Below are 15,988 nucleotides of genomic sequence, written 5' to 3' on the forward strand. Positions count from 1 at the left end.
GCGCCTTCGGCGCCGGACGCGTAAAAAGCGCACGCCGGTTATTGAGGCGTTATGCCTACGTGGTTTAGGTGCTGTGAATAGAGAGCTGACATTTGGTAATCACGACACCATTAGCATTCCACCGGGAGCCACCATTTTTTGCGACCTAGATGGAACCTTGGTCGATACCGATTATGCCAACTATTTGGCTTACAGGCTCGCCGTTTTTGAAGTAACGCAGGGACAGATTGAGCTCAGTTTTGATGAGAAAAGGGCAAACAGGGAGAGCCTGACTAAGCGCTTACCGACGCTAACTGACACGCAGCTGAAAGAAATAGTCTCGCTCAAGACCGGCTATTTCACACAATTTCTCTCGGTTACACAATTAAATACCATGTTGGCACGTCTGGTTTCTGAGCACTCTCTCGAGAACACAATAGTATTGTTGACATGCTGTCGAGAAAAAAGAGCCACGGAAATACTTAAATACTACGGATTGCTCGAGCACTTCAAACGATTGATTTGTTGGGAGGTTTTGTCTAGCAACGACTCGCCTAACAAGTATGAGACTGCTATACGCATCATGGCCGTGCACCAAGAATCCATTGTTGTCTTTGACAATGATCCTTTCGGTGTTGAAGCTGCCATCAATGCGGGGATTCCCGGACCCAACATCTACAAAATCATTTCTGAGCAGGCAAACCCCTTATGATCGAGTTTCAGATTAATGCAAACGATCATTTGTCTCAAGATGCATTGGCATTCTATCACGTCCGGTACACAGGAATGGGGAAACCGGCGAATCCAGACTATCTTAATCATCTAAAGAATACATATAACAGCTTTGCCGATAGGAAGTTGAGGGTTGCAGTACAAGAATTGACCAGCGTCCTTCAGGAGGACCTGCCGAAGATACATGCAAGGATTGAGTTTACCGAATTGCATGTGTGTGTTGTTCCGAGGGCAAAGGCAGAAAAGGCATATCATAAAAAGCAGCAACTCTTTCGAAGTACCGTAAGATCCGTTGTCCGTCGTATTCCCGGCCTCATTGATGGAACGAATTACCTGCGTCGGCATACGAACACCAAAACCACGCACCTTCGGCAACCAATTCCAAATTATAATAATGACGGTCCGGAGCCTTATCCTGGGATTCTAGAAGACACTTGTGATATCTCACCCGAGGTTAGAGATAACCATATTCTACTGATCGACGACATTTATACGCCTGGGGTCAATATAGACGAGGATGCTATTGGTACGCTAATGAGAAGCGGAGTATCTACAGTTACGTTCTATGCAGTTGGAAAAGTGGAAAGAGGAGCTTGGTAATGAATTTCACAGAAAATGCCTTGAATGTAATGACGGCAAGGACTTACAAAGGCATTGGTAGAGCATGGATTGCCAAGAACCTATCTACTGTTAAGTCTGACGTCGAGATCGTCAGCCTGTTGAGTAGCTCCGGTAAGGTGAAAAGTGCAATATCAATAGAAGAATTCAGGAGAAAGAGGTCTGTATTGCAAAAAATTCTGCTCGACTCCGCTGGATCGGTAGATGGCGTTATTGCACTGGGAGACAAAGATTTTCCGCAACATCGAGGTATCGTTAAGAATAGTGAAAAGCCAATTTTCCTTTTCTATCGTGGCGATTTATCACTGCTAACTGAAAATAGTAAAAATATTGCTGTCATCGGATTACTGACTCCTGATGAAGATATTGAGTCCGAAGAAAAGGAAGTTGTCGCTGAGCTGGTTCGGAGTGGCGCAGTAATAGTTAGTGGCTTGGCATTCGGTTGCGATTCTATTGCGCACAGGCAGGCACTGGATTGTGATGGCCTCACTATCGCAATACTGCCTAGTCCTCTAAATGATGTAATTCCAGCTAGGAATCGCGCATTGGCAGGGGAGATTGTGGAAAAGGGAGGGCTTTTGATTTCTGAATATTTAACCGTTGCTAAGTCGAAGATGGAAATGAGTGCGCGATATCAAGAAAGGGATCGGCTTCAAGCGCTTTTTAGTAACTCAATTATCCTATCTGCCAGCTACGCCAAGAATAATTTGGGGAATGATAGCGGATCAAGGTTAGCAATGGGGTATGCGAAAGATTATTCAATCCCAAGGGTGGTGATTTATGATATGGAAAAATATGTAGAAAATCCGATGTTTGATTTGAATCGACAAATCATGCGTGAAGAACCCGATGTAATTGTCATCAATAGTCAGAACAAGGCATTAGTCGTGGATAGAATAATGCGCCTGAGGCCGCCGAGGGCGGATGCACCGTCTATTCAGCCGAGAATGATTTAGCCCTAGGGGCATATGGGCATAACAAAAGCGCCAACGCGGATCGCCTTTTCCGCTAGCGCTCCAAAGCCGGCCGGTTACGCTAAACGTTAGGGCTTGACCACAATGAGGTGAATCATGGCGACAGTCCAAAAGATCGAAAAAGAAGTTTCGAATCTTTCCCGTGAAGAGCTTGCTGAATTCCGTGCTTGGTTTGAGGACTTTGATGCAGCGATTTGGGATAAACAGTTTGAAGAAGATGTGAGATCTGGAAAATTAGATAAACTTGCAGAAGAAGCAATAAAAGATTTCAAAAAAGGCAAGTTCAAAGAAATATGAAGCATTTCACAAATCCATCATTCTGGGAATGCTATGACAAACTACCAACAGAAATTAAAGAGCTAGCCGATAAGAATTATGAGCTTCTCAAAGAAAATCCAAAACATCCCTCCTTGCATTTCAAGAAAGTGGAAAAATTTTGGTCTGTGAGGGTGGGAAATCGGTATCGAGCAGTAGCTGTCGAGGTAGAGGATGGGTTGTTGTGGTTTTGGATAGGTACTCATGCCGAATATGATAAGTTGTTGCAATGACGCAAGCCCTAACACCACGCTCAACTCGGACCCGCCGACTTCAGGGGCAAATTTGAGTTTTGTCGTTTTACTAAGCGGCATCGTAGCGTTTCGGTTCGTGCCTTGAACACGGCGGGCCGGTTAGCTTGGTTCGTTAGATTAAGAGCTAATTACATGGGCGACAAAAAAGGTAAAGGTGTTACAGTAAAACTTGCAGGCGTCCAAAGCCAAGGAAAAGTAGGAAGGCTAGCCGCAAAAGGTGCTGTCCGTAAAAAATCAAGAAAAGGCCGCCGGAAATATGGCTTCGAGTCTCTTAAAGGCAATGAATTTAGTGTGGACGGTCAATTTATATATAAAGAACAAATTATTGATAGAGAAAAGGATTTATATAAAAAGCTAGTTATAAATGAAGATACAGGCGAGGTGCTACGGCATGTCGAGCACAAATTGTCTGAACACAAGAATCGTGGTTCGGCGAAAACCAAGAAAAATAAAATCTAACACGGCGCTCAAGCGGATGCTCCTGTCGTCGCACCGCTTAGCTTGGCGTTAGACTGCTTGGAAAGCTTAATGACAGAATCCACTGAAAAAGACATTGATGAGTTCAGGTTTCACTTCGATTCAATGTATATAGGAGGCATTCCGCGCCTGCTTGATGAAGCTGGTGCCTTCTTGGCTTTTCTGACCATTCTCACCGCAGTAGACGCGCTGGCGGGTGTTTGGAATCCGAACATGGGATCTGGTGAGCGCTTCAAGGGATTTGTGGCGGCATATTTTCCTGATAATCTCAAGTCTCGAGCGGAGGACCTATGGCGCTTCCGAAATCTCATGGTGCATGCGTTTAATCCTGGACCATTCGCCCTCGTTTGCAATCAGTCACGTCTTCATCTGACTCCTCACGGTGAAGTCACAGTTCTAAACGCGCAGGACTTTTATACGGCGTTGGTTTTGGCATCTCAGAACTATTTTCGAGAGCTGCAGGAAGAAGGGACTTTGCGCGCAAATTTTCGGCGAAGGATCGACGAAAAAGATGGTGGAGCACCCGATAGCCACATCGGAGCGAGAGTTACCACTTGATCCGTCTAACAAAACAATATGTTCAAGTTCGCTCCTTTCAGTCGCTGGGACCTCAAAACCGCTGTGCGGCTTTTCGGCCCCTTAACACAGCGTTAGGCCGTGACCGAATCTATTCACACCCATAAGGAGATTTCCCGAAATGGACATTCCACGGATCTTCAACATCAGCGAAAGTGCTCACCGCATCCATAACCCGTTCACACCCGAAAAGCTCGCCACTCTCGGCGCGGCGCTGCGTCTGGAAACGGGGACCCGAGTGCTCGACCTCGGCAGCGGTTCGGGGGAGATGCTGTGCACCTGGGCACGCGATTACGGAGTCCTCGGCACTGGCATCGACATGAGCCAGTTGTTCACCGAGCAAGCGAAACTCCGCGCTGAAGAACTCGGCGTCGCCGATCAAGTCAAGTTCATCCATGGCGATGCTACCGGCTACGTCTCGGACGACAAGGCAGGTGTGGCAGCCTGTCTCGGTGCTACATGGATCGCTGGGGGAGTCATCGGCACTATCGAGCTTCTGGCGCAGAGCCTCCACACCGGAGGGATCATCCTCATCGGCGAGCCCTACTGGCGGCAGTTACCGCCGACGGAAGATGTTGCCAAGGGGTGTCTTGCCAACTCAATCTCCGACTTTCTCATGCTTCCAGAACTTCTCGCATCTTTCGGCCACCTTGGCTACGACGTCGTTGAAATGGTTCTGGCTGACCAAGACGGCTGGGACAGATACGAGGCGGCCAAATGGCTCACCATGCGCCGATGGCTTGAAGCCAATCCCGACGACGAGTTCGCGAAAGATGTTCGAGCCAAACTGACCTCGGAACCCGAGCGATACGCCGCTTACACGCGTGAATACCTGGGCTGGGGGGTGTTCGCGCTGATGCCGCGGTGATTCGTTGGCGTATCCGGCGGATCGTCAACGGCTGTGCCGCGCAACAGCTGGTGGCTCGCCGAGATGTGATTGCGCCTGAATTCATTTCTTATGCTCTAGTTATCCGTGCAATCAACAGAAAGGTCTGTCTCAAGCGGGCCTAACATTCATTCAAGCCGACGCCGCTTCGCGGCGCGGCTTAATTCAGGCGTTAGATTTCTACGGGGCAGAGAATTTACTCAGTGGGCAGGAATATTGACCTCATCGGTTGCGATATGAATATTACAGAAGAAGCAAAAAATATACTTAGAGGCATACCTGTTAAAATTCTAGATATACCAAATCGAGCTAAAAATATTTTAACAGCTGGTGGAGTTGAAAATGTTCTTGGGGCAATCGAAACCATTAAAAGTGGATTCGTAGGGATGTCTGGGATTGGTGCGAAAACCATTTCTGAGAGTGTTGAGAAAGTAGATGATTTGCTTGTAAAAATAGAGAATATAGAACCAGATCTTATTCTAAATGTCCTTGATCCTAGGGAATCGTATTTTGAGCATGCCAATGGAAATATGCTTCAAGTATTCTCTCCTATAATAGATTTGTATTTTGAGAAGAAAGGAGGGAATCATGCTGAAAGAAACAAGGATATTCTGTGCAAGAGATTTAATCTTGAAGGCGAAGGTGAATATACACTAGAAGATATAGGCATTTATTATGATCTCACGCGTGAGCGCGTTCGACAGATTGAGGCCAAAACTATATCTGATCTAGATTTGCTTCTTTCTGGGAAATTAAAAACCAAAAAATGGAGACTGGATTAACGGCTTACAGATAGGTATTTGTGCATGAAAGATAAACTCAGAGAGAAGGACTACATTCTATCTACAATTGAGCTGAATTCATTTCTTAATGACCTGTGAGGAAATTGAAGTAGATGACGATCTGATATCAATTAAATTCAATTGCTTGAAAAGCGCTGCTGATAAAGCTTATCGCTTGCTTTCCTCAAAAAATAAGCCGCTCCATTACTCAGAGCTGTGTAAAGAAATAAATCTTCTAGAGCAGTCCCTTTCAAAAACATCTAAGCTAATGAATCTCCAATTTTTAAGACCAGAGATACCAATAAGCGATATAAAGAAGTTTATTGTGACGACTTAAATTACTGTTTAGAAGAATCAGGGCTAGTGAGAACCCTATTGAGGGATAGAGTTCAGAATGAAATACGATCAATATTATATGAGAAACCAAACACCCCAATTAAAAAGGGTGACTTATATAAATTGGTTAATAAAGAGGTTCCTTGCCAACGGCCTACATTCTATCAATATTTGGATAAAGCCACCGACATAAAGCAATACAAAGAAGGTAATTTTTATTACGCGGTTTACGAGCATTCTGAGGAAGGAAGCAGGATAGACATTAACCTCGGCGAATACAACTTGGATTCGATTCTTATGGCCCATCTTATTCGCCCAGTATCAATGCTGGATATAGAAAATGTTGATATAGCGTTATTTGAATTGGGACTTATTTTTGAAAATGAGCTAAAAGAGTATTTACTTGAGGCCAGAAATAATTCCACGATTACTGTCGTTCAAAAAGATATGAGAAGACTCTCCACCATGATTGATTGCGTTGTTCGAGAGGGTGTTGTTACAAAAGGGCACCATCTAAGCACACTTCGAGAGGAGAGAAATAACAGAGCGCATGGTAAACAACCGTCGATAGAAGAAAGGGCAGTATTATTCAATAAAGCACATTACTTGGCAGAGTTGTTTATCAGGTATATTGCACATTTTAATAAACTTAAGCGGGAAATAATAGAAATCTAACAAAAGGCTCGAGAGGGGCATTATTCCGCGGCTTTGCCCCGTACTCGCGATGCGTTCATCTTGAGCGCCCGCTCCGCGCGGGGTGCCGCTCAACTTCGACCCGTTAGGTTTACATATGGTTACTGATATTGAATTAATGCTCAACTTGATGGATAGGGCATTACAGGATTTCGAGCGCGCGATGCCAAATAAGCCGAAATTCGTAAAACTTTCATTTGGTTATGCGTATCGATTTCAAGAAAAAGATATATATCAGGCGATGATTCAAAAGTTAGCTCGTATCCAAAGCTCTGTACCGCACTGCGCAGCTACTGCTAAACAACGGCTTTGTTCAGGAACAAGCAATTCTTCATCGCGCTATAGATGAAACAAACGAAGATATTATGTTTCTTGTTTATGCTGTCACAAACGACAGCATTACCGATCTGCACAAACGCTTTCTTGAGTCCTTCTGGGGAGAGGAAGTTGACAAATCTGGAACAATGATAGATTCAGAACAGAAAGGACCAACGATTCCAAGAAAAAGATACATGCTTACTTGGCCAAGATAGAAGGAGTAGAACTAGACCCAAGCACATACCAAGAGCCAATAAGAGCGATAAGCAAAGCGTATTCAGGATTTGTGAATGGAGCCTCACCGCACATTATGGGCATGTATGTTGGAAACCCGCCTCATTTTCATACCAAGGGAATGTTGGGTACACCCAGAATGGAAGAGCATGCCGATGATTTATGGAATTACGTTTATCGTAGTTTCATTTCACTGCCCTAGACGGTGATGGGGATGGCGTGCCGTGTGAGGCGATATGTCGGTAGTTAAACAATGTTAGGACTCCCTGAAAATAAGCATTCCTTTCAGGCTGGTAGAGTTAAGGAGTTAGTATGGCTGGGCGATAACAACTACTATCGATAGTATTGAAAACAGAGCACTTTAAAAGCTTTTGCTGAAGCGCGGACCCAAGAGATTGGGGCTAAATCCCGCAGCTTTAGTCAGCCCGTTTCTCCAGTAATATCTGTTGGGCCGAGCGGGGTTTTTGGTTGCCGGTGGGTTTGAGGCGTTTGTAACTGCCGTCGGATTGCAGTATCCAGGCCTGGGTGTTATCTGAAAGATAGAGTAACAGCCCTTCTTTCAATAGCCGCTCGGCTAGACGTGGGTCTTCAACAGGAAAGGCGGTTTCGACGCGGCGAAACATGTTCCGCTCCATCCAATCGGCGCTAGAGCAGTAGATCTCGCTGTGACCATCATTGAGAAAATAATAAATGCGGCTATGTTCCAGAAAACGGCCGACAATGGAGCGCACCTGAATGTTGTCTGAGACGTTGGGAATACCGGGCCGCAACCGGCAGATCCCGCGGATGATAAGCTCGATTTTTACCCCGGCCTGGGAGGCCCGATAAAGGGCTTGGATGAGTTGGGGCTCGGTGAGGGAATTCATCTTGGCAATGAGGTGGGCAGGCTTGCCATCCTTCGCATGTTCTGCTTCCCGATCAATGTAGCCGATAAGCTGCTTATGGAGGGTGAAGGGGGATTGCCAGAGTTTCTTGAGCTTTCGGGCTCGGCCGAGCCCCGTCAGTTGGGAAAAGATCTTATGGGCATCATCGCCTATGTCCTTATCGCAGGTCAGCAAACCAATATCAGTATAAATTCGGCTGGTCCGGGCATGGTAATTGCCAGTGCTTAGATGGACATAACGCCGCAAGCGCTTCCCCTCCCGGCGTACGACAACCATCACTTTGGCGTGGCTTTTATAGCCCACCACCCCATACACCACTTGAGCCCCCGCATCCTGTAGGCGGTTGGCCAAATGAATATTTTCTTCTTCGTCGAAGCGGGCGCGCAACTCCACTACCGCCGTGACTTCCTTGCCTGTTTTGGCGGCTTCCACCAAGGCATCGGCAATGACGGAATCGGGGCCAGTGCGGTAGAGGGTTTGTTTAATCGCCAGCACCTGCGGATCGGCCGCCGCTTTGCGTAAGAACTCGACTACGGGGGCAAAAGATTCAAAAGGATGGTGTAGTAATACATCACCCCGCTGAATGATTTCAAAGATATCCGTATTGCGGGTCATGCGCAGGGGAAGACCGGGAGTGAATGGGGGGTACTTGAGATCAGGACGGTCTACCAGGTCGGGGAGGGGCATTAGGCGGTTCAGGTTGACGGGCCCATTCACTTTATAGAGGTCGTCTAAAGTGAGGTTGAACTGTTTGAGAAGAAAGTCGGCCATCTCGTCGGGACAGTTGTCTGCGACTTCTAAACGGACGGCATCGCCATAGCGGCGGGTCGACAGTTCCCCTTCCAGGGCGTGCAATAGGTCGTCGATCTCCTCCTCGTCCACAAATAGATCGCTGTTACGGGTGACCCGGAATTGGTAACAACCCGTCGCGGACATGCCGGGGAACAGGTCATCCACATAGGCATGGATAATGGAGGAGAGGAAAATGAACTCATAGGGTCCCTTGGCATAAGCGCGGGGTACATGGATGAGTCGTGGCAAAGTCCGCGGGGCCATGACCACGGCAATCCCGTTCTCACGGCCAAAGGCATCTTTTCCTTCTAGGGAAACGATAAAATTTAGACTCTTATTGATAATACGCGGAAAGGGGTGGGCAGGGTCCAAGCCCAGCGGGCTGAGCATGGGTAGCAGCTCGCTATTAAAGTAGCGCTTTACCCATTGGGCCTGTTTGGGAGTCCATTCTTGGCGCCGGAGAAAGCGGATATTTTCCTTTTCAAGTTGGGGAAACAAGGTTTCCTGTAGGATCCGGTATTGTTCTTCCACCATGCCGTGGGCATATTCACTGACCCGCTTTAAGGTTTCATGGGGAGTTAAGCCATCCGGACCTGCCTGTACCGAGCCTAGGGCAATCTGCTCCTTAAGACCGGATACCCGGATTTCGAAGAATTCATCTAGATTGGTGCTGGAGATGCACAGAAAGCGCAATCTTTCCAATAAGGGAATGCTCTCGTCCGTCGCCTGGGCGAGTACCCGGCTGTGAAATTGCAGCAGGCTAAGCTCGCGATTGATATAAAGATCAGGGTGCTTTAGGTCGGGGGCATCCATAAGTTGAGTCCCTGGGAAACGGCGATTATTTAGCCTTCTGGATATTCCTGGGGGGTATAGGCTTTGATGCTGAGGGCGTGGATTTCATTACCCATGGCTTCATCAACAGCGCCATAAACCAGGCGATGGCGTTCTATCCGGGATTTCCCAGCAAAGGCTTCAGCCACAATGGTCACTTGGTAATGACCGCCGCCGCCATGACCGCTGTGCCCTGCATGGCGAGCGCTTTCGTCTTTGATGGCCACAGAGCGGGGGGAGAGGGCAGCCTCCAGGCGGGTGCGGATGAAAGCCACCCGTTCCTCTGGAGTCATGGCAGCACCTGTTTGAAGGGCTTGACGGTCACCTGGGCATAGACTCCGGCTGCTACATAGGGATCAGCCTCGGCCCATTGTTCCGCTGCCTCCAGGGAAGGAAATTCCGCTATGATTAGGCTGCCCGTAAAGCTTGCTTCGCCGGGGTCCTCGGTATCCATGGCAGGAAAAGGACCTGCCAGCACCAAGCGGCCATTTTCTTGGAGTTCCTGGATTCGCGCTAGGTGGGCAGAGCGGACTTGGCGGCGGCGTTCTAGGCTGTGTTCAATGTCTTGACCGATAATGGCATAGAGCATGATCAATCCTCAGACGGGTTGAGGTACCGGGTCAGATAAAAAGCCTGACCGACAACAAATAAAAGTGTCAACCCTAGCATACCAAACAGTTTGAAGTTTACCCAGACAGCCTCTGTGAACTGATAGGCCACATAGAGATTGGCCAGACCCGAGGCCAGAAAAAATATCACCCAGGCTATATTAAGGCGCTTCCATAGGGAGGTGGGCAAAGTGATCGCGGTGCTCATCATCCGCTGTACCAGAGGTTTGCGGGTGAATATCTGACTGGCCAGGAAGGCGAGACCGAAGAGCCAATTGACCACCGTCGGTTTCCACTTAATGAAAGTGGGATCGCGAAACACCAGGGTGGCTCCTCCCAATAGGGTCACTAGGCCTAGGGTAACTAGGTGCATGGGCTCGAAGCGATGGTGCTTGAAAAAATAGAGGCTGACTTGCAGGGCGGAGGCAAGGATGGCTACGGCCGTTGCAAAAAGAATGGCATCCTCCGAACCACCAGGGGTGAGTTTCAGGAAGGGGATGCGATTAAGTTCCTCTACGATTTCTGAAGGCAGCTTATCGTAGAATTGATAAGCGCAAAAAAATAAAATAACGGGAAAAAGGTCAAAAAATAGCTTCATAGATTCAATAGTTTCATCCTATTATAGCGTAAAAATATCTTACTGTATTTGCCATATGAGGTACACTGTATTAGATGGCAACAGCAATCTACGATTTACATACCCATTCAACGGCTTCCGATGGGACTCTTAATCCTACCGCGCTGGTTCAGCGTGCTGCCGCCCAAGGAGTGGCAGTCCTGGCTTTAACCGACCATGACTGCACTGGGGGTTTGGCTGAGGCTAGCGCCGTCTCTGCAAATTTAGAGCTGGAGTTGGTTTCCGGAGTGGAGATCTCAGTGACCTGGGGCGGGCGTACTGTGCATATTTTAGGGCTGGGCATTGATCGGGAAAACTTGGAACTGCAAGCCGGCCTACAGCAGCTACGGGCCTATCGGGATGAACGGGCCCGTGAAATAGCTCAGGGTCTTCAAAAAGCGGGAATTGAGGGTGCCCTGGAGGGGGCCTCATGCTATGCCCAGGGCAATATTCTTAGTCGCACCCACTTTGCCCGTTTTTTGGTTGAAAAAGGGTATGCCAAGAACACCCAGGATGTCTTTAAGCGCTATCTAGTCCAGGGCAAACCAGGGCATGTTGCGGGTCGTTGGGCGACCTTGGAAGAGGCTGTAACCTGGATCCGTCATGCTGGCGGGTTCCCAGTAGTGGCCCATCCAGCCCGCTACCGATTGACCCGTAGTAAATTGATGCAACTGCTGGGTGAATTTAAGGAATGGGGGGGAGTTGCCCTTGAAGTGGTTTCAGGCAGCCAGCCCCCCGAGGCGACGGCCCTTTTGCTTCGTCTTGCCCGGGAGATGGATCTTTTGGGGTCGTGTGGTTCCGACTATCATGGACCAGAGAATACCTGGATTGAACTGGGCCGGACTCCCCCTTTGCCTGGCGGCTGCACGCCGGTGTGGAGTCTATGGCAGTAACCGCAAAGATAGTATCCCATGAGCCAGTACTTTAGGATCCATCCCACTCATCCCCAACAGCGCCTGCTTAATCAAGCAGTGACTATCCTCCGGCAGGAAGGGTTGATCGTCTACCCTACTGATTCTGGCTATGCTTTGGGGTGTCAAGTTGGCAACAAGGCAGCGGCGGATCGCATTCGCCACCTTCGAGGTTTAGGCACTCGCCACGAATTTAGTTTGGTTGGCCGGGATCTTTCGGAACTCTCCCTTTATGCCAGAGTCGGGAATAGTGCCTTTCGGCTGTTAAAAGCCCTCACCCCGGGGGCATATACCTTTATCTTCAAAGCCACCCGAGAGGTTCCTCGGCGCTTGCAAGATCCCAAACGGCGCACTATCGGGATTCGAATTCCGGATAATAGTATTACCCAAGCATTATTAGCGGCCTTGGGCGAACCCCTGATAAGCTCTACTTTGATTCTGCCCGGGGAGGAGATGCCTCTTACCGATCCAGAAGGGATCCGGGATCGGATTGGTAGCCAGGTGGACCTTGTCATTGATGGGGGGTATTGCGGCTTTGAGCCGACGACCGTGGTTGATTTGGTCGAAGATATACCAAAGATTATTCGTGAGGGTAAAGGGGATACAACGCCTTTCAGGGTTGAACCTTAAGCCGATAGGTAAAGTACTGGCCATTATTTTGCCATAACCGTCAAAGTTCTTAGGTAATTTTACGTATGCTTGCTGAGATTGGGCTGTGGCCCTTCCTCATCGGGATTGCTGCGGCAGGCTGGTGGGGGTGGAGACAGGGCCTTCGCGCTTGCGAGGCCGCCAATGAGGTCGATTGGGGGGGGCGCTGGCTGAACCGTCTAGATGGCTTGAATCGCCTCTATTGCCGCCGTTTCCATCGCCTCGACTCTGACTTATTGCCTTTACCCTCTCAAGGGGGGGGGTTGGTAGTGGCTAACCATATCTCCGGGCTAGATCCCCTGCTTTTAGTGGCGGCGAGCCCTCGGCCACTGCGGTTTTTGATTGCTCGCGATCAATATCGGCGCTTTGGATTTCAGTGGTTGTTCCGCGCTATGAAGTGTATCCCGGTTGATCGGGATAGGCGACCAGAAAAAGCCCTCCGGGAAGCTTTGCTAGCCTTGCATGCGGGGGAGGTGGTGGCTCTTTTCCCCCAGGGAGGGATTCATTTGGATACGGATCCGCCCCGTCCCCTGAAAAAAGGGGTGGCTTGGCTGGCGATACGGTCAAATGCGCCTATCTATGGGCTTCGTATCGAGGGCGTTGAAGGTCAAGGCCAAATTCTTGGGGCTTTGCTGCTTCGCAGCCGGGTTTCCCTTCACTATAGTCCGCCGATTGCTTGTGCTTCCCTGTCGAGAGAGGAATGTTTATCGGAGGTGGCCCAAATCATAGAAGGCCGAAAGTGGAGGAGCCCCCAGGTATTGCAGGGGGTTTAATTTCGCTGGCTAAGCCCCCATCTCTGTCTATAAGAAGAGATTTTAAGTACCAGAGGGTTTACCCATGCGACAGGACAAGTTAACCACCAAGTTTCAGGAGGCCCTGGCTGATGCCCAAAGCCTGGCTGTGGGGCAGGACCATCAATTTCTGGAACCGCTGCATGTAATGTTTGCCCTGCTAGAACAGCAAGGCGGGACCGCAGCCCCCTTATTGATGCAGGCAGGAGTGAATGTCAACAATTTCCATGCCCAGCTCAGCGAGGCTCTGAAACGGCTTCCCCAAGTACAGGGCGTTCCGGGAGAGATACATATCTCTCAAGATTTGATGCGGTTGCTCAATGTGACCGATAAGCTGGCCCAGCAGCGCCATGATCAATATATCTCCAGTGAATTATTCATGCTTGCCGCTGTGGAGGATAGGGGCCAGGTGGGCGAGTTGTTGCGTAAAAATGGCGCCACTAAGGCGAGTATAGAGGCGGCTATCAATACCATCCGTGGGGGGCGACAAGTGAATGAACCGGGGGCCGAGGACCAACGCCAGGCCCTAGAGCGCTATACCATCGATCTCACGGAGCGGGCCGAGCAGGGTAAATTAGATCCGGTCATTGGCCGTGATGATGAGATACGCCGCACTATTCAGGTGCTGCAACGCCGGACTAAAAATAATCCCGTGCTGATTGGTGAACCGGGGGTGGGTAAAACTGCCATTGTCGAGGGATTAGCCCAGCGTATTGTCAACAGCGAGGTCCCAGAAGGACTCAAGCATAGGCGTTTGCTTGCGCTGGATATGGGGGCCCTGATTGCCGGTGCCAAGTTCCGGGGCGAGTTTGAGGAGCGCCTTAAGGCGGTGCTCAAGGACATCAGCAAGGCAGAAGGGAATATTATTTTATTTATTGACGAACTCCATACAGTGGTGGGGGCGGGTAAGGCGGAAGGAGCCATGGATGCCAGTAACATGCTCAAACCGGCCTTGGCTCGCGGTGAACTTCACTGCATTGGGGCAACGACCCTGGATGAGTATCGTCAATACATAGAAAAAGACGCGGCTTTGGAACGGCGTTTCCAAAAGGTGCTGGTGGATGAGCCAAGCTTAGAAGATACCATTGCTATCCTGCGGGGCTTGAATGAGCGCTATGAAGTCCATCATGGGGTGGAGATCACCGATCCTGCCATTGTGGCGGCAGCCACTTTATCCCACCGTTATATTACCGATCGCAAACTTCCAGACAAGGCCATTGATCTCATCGACGAGGCTGCCAGCCGCATTCGGATGGAGATCGATTCCAAGCCGGAGCCCATGGACCGGATGGAAAGACGCTTGGTTCAATTGAAAATTGAGCGGGAAGCTTTACGGAAGGAAACTGACGAAGCCTCTAAAAAGCGTCTGGAGACTTTGGAAACCGAGATTAACCATTTGGAAAAAGAATATGCCGATCTAGAAGAGATTTGGAAGGCGGAGAAAGCCGCCCTAAGCGGTGCCCAGGGGATCAAGGAAAAACTGGAACAGGCTCGATTGGAGCTGGACTCCGCCCGCCGTGCCGGAGATTTAACTCGGATGTCGGAGTTACAGTATGGCCAGATCCCGGAACTCCAAAAACAGCTCGATGCGGCCACCGCGGCTGAACAGCAGGATTTTAAATTACTGCGCAACAAGGTGACTGAGGAAGAAATTGCCGAGGTGGTTTCCAAATGGACGGGAATTCCGGTTTCCAAAATGCTGGAAGGAGAGCGGGAGAAATTATTAAAAATGGAAGAGGCGTTGCATCGGCGAGTGGTGGGCCAGGAAGAAGCCATCGAAGTGGTAAGTAACGCGATTCGCCGTTCCCGGGCCGGGCTAGCTGATCCTAACCGGCCGAATGGTTCCTTCCTCTTTCTCGGGCCTACGGGGGTAGGAAAGACTGAGCTTTGTAAGGCCCTGGCGGCTTTCTTGTTTGATACGGAGGAAGCCATGGTTCGCATCGACATGTCCGAGTTTATGGAGAGGCACTCCGTGGCCCGGCTCATCGGGGCTCCTCCCGGTTATGTGGGGTTTGAAGAGGGGGGCTACCTCACCGAGGCGGTACGCCGCAAGCCCTATTCGGTCATCTTGCTCGACGAGGTGGAGAAGGCCCACCCGGATGTATTTAATATTTTGCTCCAAGTTTTGGATGATGGACGGCTGACAGATGGCCACGGTCGCACGGTAGATTTTCGCAATACAGTGGTGGTCATGACTTCTAACCTCGGTTCCCATGTGATTCAGGAAATGGCCGGGGAGGAACATTACCAGGAAATGAAAAATGCGGTAATGGAGATTGTCGGGCAGCATTTCCGTCCGGAATTTATTAACCGAGTGGACGATGTGGTGGTGTTCCATCCCCTGTTGAAAGGGCAGATCCGGGCGATTGCCAAACTTCAGATTGGCCATCTCCAGCAGCGACTGCGAGAGCGGGATATGGATTTAGCCGTGTCCGAAACTGCTCTGGATAAATTGGCAGAAGTGGGTTTCGATCCGGTTTATGGAGCTAGGCCCCTCAAGCGGGCGATTCAGCAACAAATCGAGAACCCCCTAGCCCAGGAAATCCTAGGGGGAAAATTTGAGCCTGGGGATCTGATTGAAGTGGGAGTTGAAGGCGAACATTTCGTTTTCGAGCGCAAAGCAAGGGCAGCTTCTGCCGCCTAGGCATACGCCGGATGCGCTGCGCTTATCCGGCCTACGGTTTAGCTTTGATGAAAGTGAGCCATTGGTAGGTCGGATAAGGCGCTTCGCAC

At 49.5% G+C, this 15,988-nt stretch carries 20 protein-coding genes and 1 pseudogene; 17 read left to right on the forward strand and 4 right to left on the reverse strand.

Features of this window, described 5'->3' with window-relative positions; all coding sequences use genetic code 11:
* Positions 1–73: 73 nt before the first annotated feature.
* The 13 genes and pseudogenes from NHAL_RS11180 to NHAL_RS22495 all read left to right on the forward strand — a co-directional run.
* Complete coding sequence (locus NHAL_RS11180) at positions 74–691, forward strand: HAD family hydrolase (RefSeq protein WP_013033250.1); 618 nt, start codon at positions 74–76, stop codon at positions 689–691.
* Positions 688–1,311, forward strand: coding sequence for a hypothetical protein (locus NHAL_RS11185; RefSeq protein WP_013033251.1), 624 nt, complete (start codon positions 688–690; stop codon positions 1,309–1,311). Before NHAL_RS11180 ends, NHAL_RS11185 begins: the two co-directional genes overlap by 4 nt.
* Positions 1,311–2,285: a DNA-processing protein DprA gene (locus NHAL_RS11190; RefSeq protein ID WP_013033252.1), complete on the forward strand. Its 975-nt coding sequence runs from the start codon at positions 1,311–1,313 to the stop codon at positions 2,283–2,285. Before NHAL_RS11185 ends, NHAL_RS11190 begins: the two co-directional genes overlap by 1 nt.
* Before the next feature lie 114 nt (positions 2,286–2,399).
* Complete coding sequence (locus tag NHAL_RS11195; protein WP_013033253.1) at positions 2,400–2,600, forward strand: hypothetical protein; 201 nt, start codon at positions 2,400–2,402, stop codon at positions 2,598–2,600.
* Positions 2,597–2,851, forward strand: a complete 255-nt coding sequence (locus tag NHAL_RS22490; RefSeq protein ID WP_013033254.1) for a ParE family toxin-like protein — start codon at positions 2,597–2,599, stop codon at positions 2,849–2,851. Before NHAL_RS11195 ends, NHAL_RS22490 begins: the two co-directional genes overlap by 4 nt.
* Positions 2,852–3,004: 153 nt before the next feature.
* The gene (locus NHAL_RS11205; protein ID WP_013033255.1) at positions 3,005–3,331 is read left to right on the forward strand and encodes a hypothetical protein; all 327 of its coding nucleotides are present in this window, start codon (positions 3,005–3,007) and stop codon (positions 3,329–3,331) included.
* Positions 3,332–3,400: 69 nt separating this feature from the next.
* Positions 3,401–3,907 (forward strand): hypothetical protein, encoded by a 507-nt coding sequence (locus NHAL_RS11210; protein ID WP_013033256.1) that lies wholly within the window; start codon positions 3,401–3,403, stop codon positions 3,905–3,907.
* A gap of 139 nt (positions 3,908–4,046) precedes the next feature.
* Positions 4,047–4,793 carry an SAM-dependent methyltransferase gene (locus NHAL_RS11215; protein WP_013033257.1) on the forward strand — a complete coding sequence of 249 codons (747 nt, stop codon included), beginning with the start codon at positions 4,047–4,049 and terminating at the stop codon, positions 4,791–4,793.
* Positions 4,790–4,936, forward strand: a complete 147-nt coding sequence (locus NHAL_RS21185) for a hypothetical protein (protein ID WP_157862556.1) — start codon at positions 4,790–4,792, stop codon at positions 4,934–4,936. The genes NHAL_RS11215 and NHAL_RS21185 overlap by 4 nt, the downstream gene beginning before the upstream one ends.
* A 78-nt stretch (positions 4,937–5,014) precedes the next feature.
* A complete protein-coding gene (locus tag NHAL_RS11220; RefSeq protein WP_013033258.1) occupies positions 5,015–5,593 on the forward strand; it encodes a sigma factor-like helix-turn-helix DNA-binding protein in 579 nt (192 codons plus the stop codon).
* Between the two features lie 459 nt (positions 5,594–6,052).
* Positions 6,053–6,604 (forward strand): hypothetical protein, encoded by a 552-nt coding sequence (locus NHAL_RS11225; protein ID WP_157862557.1) that lies wholly within the window; start codon positions 6,053–6,055, stop codon positions 6,602–6,604.
* A gap of 115 nt (positions 6,605–6,719) precedes the next feature.
* Entirely contained in the window at positions 6,720–6,971 is a 252-nt protein-coding gene (locus NHAL_RS21190; RefSeq protein WP_157862558.1) for a hypothetical protein, read from the forward strand.
* A gap of 389 nt (positions 6,972–7,360) precedes the next feature.
* Positions 7,361–7,420 (forward strand): annotated as a pseudogene (locus NHAL_RS22495) (excalibur calcium-binding domain-containing protein); the annotation flags it as partial.
* A 170-nt stretch (positions 7,421–7,590) separates the two neighbouring features.
* Here the strand turns inward: NHAL_RS22495 and ppk1 are convergent.
* The 4 genes from ppk1 to NHAL_RS11245 are packed head-to-tail and all read right to left on the reverse strand — an operon-like array spanning position 7,591 to position 10,887.
* A complete protein-coding gene (ppk1, locus tag NHAL_RS11230; RefSeq protein WP_013033261.1) occupies positions 7,591–9,663 on the reverse strand; it encodes a polyphosphate kinase 1 in 2,073 nt (690 codons plus the stop codon).
* Between the two features lie 29 nt (positions 9,664–9,692).
* Positions 9,693–9,974 carry a BolA family protein gene (locus tag NHAL_RS11235; RefSeq protein ID WP_013033262.1) on the reverse strand — a complete coding sequence of 94 codons (282 nt, stop codon included), beginning with the start codon at positions 9,972–9,974 and terminating at the stop codon, positions 9,693–9,695.
* The gene (locus NHAL_RS11240) at positions 9,971–10,270 is read right to left on the reverse strand and encodes a YciI family protein (protein ID WP_013033263.1); all 300 of its coding nucleotides are present in this window, start codon (positions 10,268–10,270) and stop codon (positions 9,971–9,973) included. The genes NHAL_RS11235 and NHAL_RS11240 overlap by 4 nt, the downstream gene beginning before the upstream one ends.
* A gap of 2 nt (positions 10,271–10,272) precedes the next feature.
* Positions 10,273–10,887 carry a septation protein A gene (locus NHAL_RS11245; protein WP_013033264.1) on the reverse strand — a complete coding sequence of 205 codons (615 nt, stop codon included), beginning with the start codon at positions 10,885–10,887 and terminating at the stop codon, positions 10,273–10,275.
* 74 nt (positions 10,888–10,961) lie between these two features.
* Between NHAL_RS11245 and NHAL_RS11250 the strand changes: the two genes are divergently transcribed.
* The 4 genes from NHAL_RS11250 (at position 10,962) to clpB (ending at position 15,899) form a co-directional block, all read left to right on the forward strand.
* Positions 10,962–11,798: a PHP domain-containing protein gene (locus tag NHAL_RS11250; RefSeq protein WP_013033265.1), complete on the forward strand. Its 837-nt coding sequence runs from the start codon at positions 10,962–10,964 to the stop codon at positions 11,796–11,798.
* 18 nt (positions 11,799–11,816) lie between these two features.
* Entirely contained in the window at positions 11,817–12,446 is a 630-nt protein-coding gene (locus NHAL_RS11255) for an L-threonylcarbamoyladenylate synthase (RefSeq protein ID WP_013033266.1), read from the forward strand.
* A 65-nt stretch (positions 12,447–12,511) separates the two neighbouring features.
* Positions 12,512–13,237, forward strand: coding sequence for a lysophospholipid acyltransferase family protein (locus NHAL_RS11260; RefSeq protein ID WP_013033267.1), 726 nt, complete (start codon positions 12,512–12,514; stop codon positions 13,235–13,237).
* Positions 13,238–13,301: 64 nt separating this feature from the next.
* Positions 13,302–15,899, forward strand: a complete 2,598-nt coding sequence (clpB, locus tag NHAL_RS11265) for an ATP-dependent chaperone ClpB (protein WP_013033268.1) — start codon at positions 13,302–13,304, stop codon at positions 15,897–15,899.
* Positions 15,900–15,988 lie beyond the last annotated feature (89 nt).

The sequence above is a fragment of the Nitrosococcus halophilus Nc 4 genome, from assembly GCF_000024725.1.
In the GTDB taxonomy this organism is placed as follows: Bacteria; Pseudomonadota; Gammaproteobacteria; order Nitrosococcales; family Nitrosococcaceae; genus Nitrosococcus; species Nitrosococcus halophilus.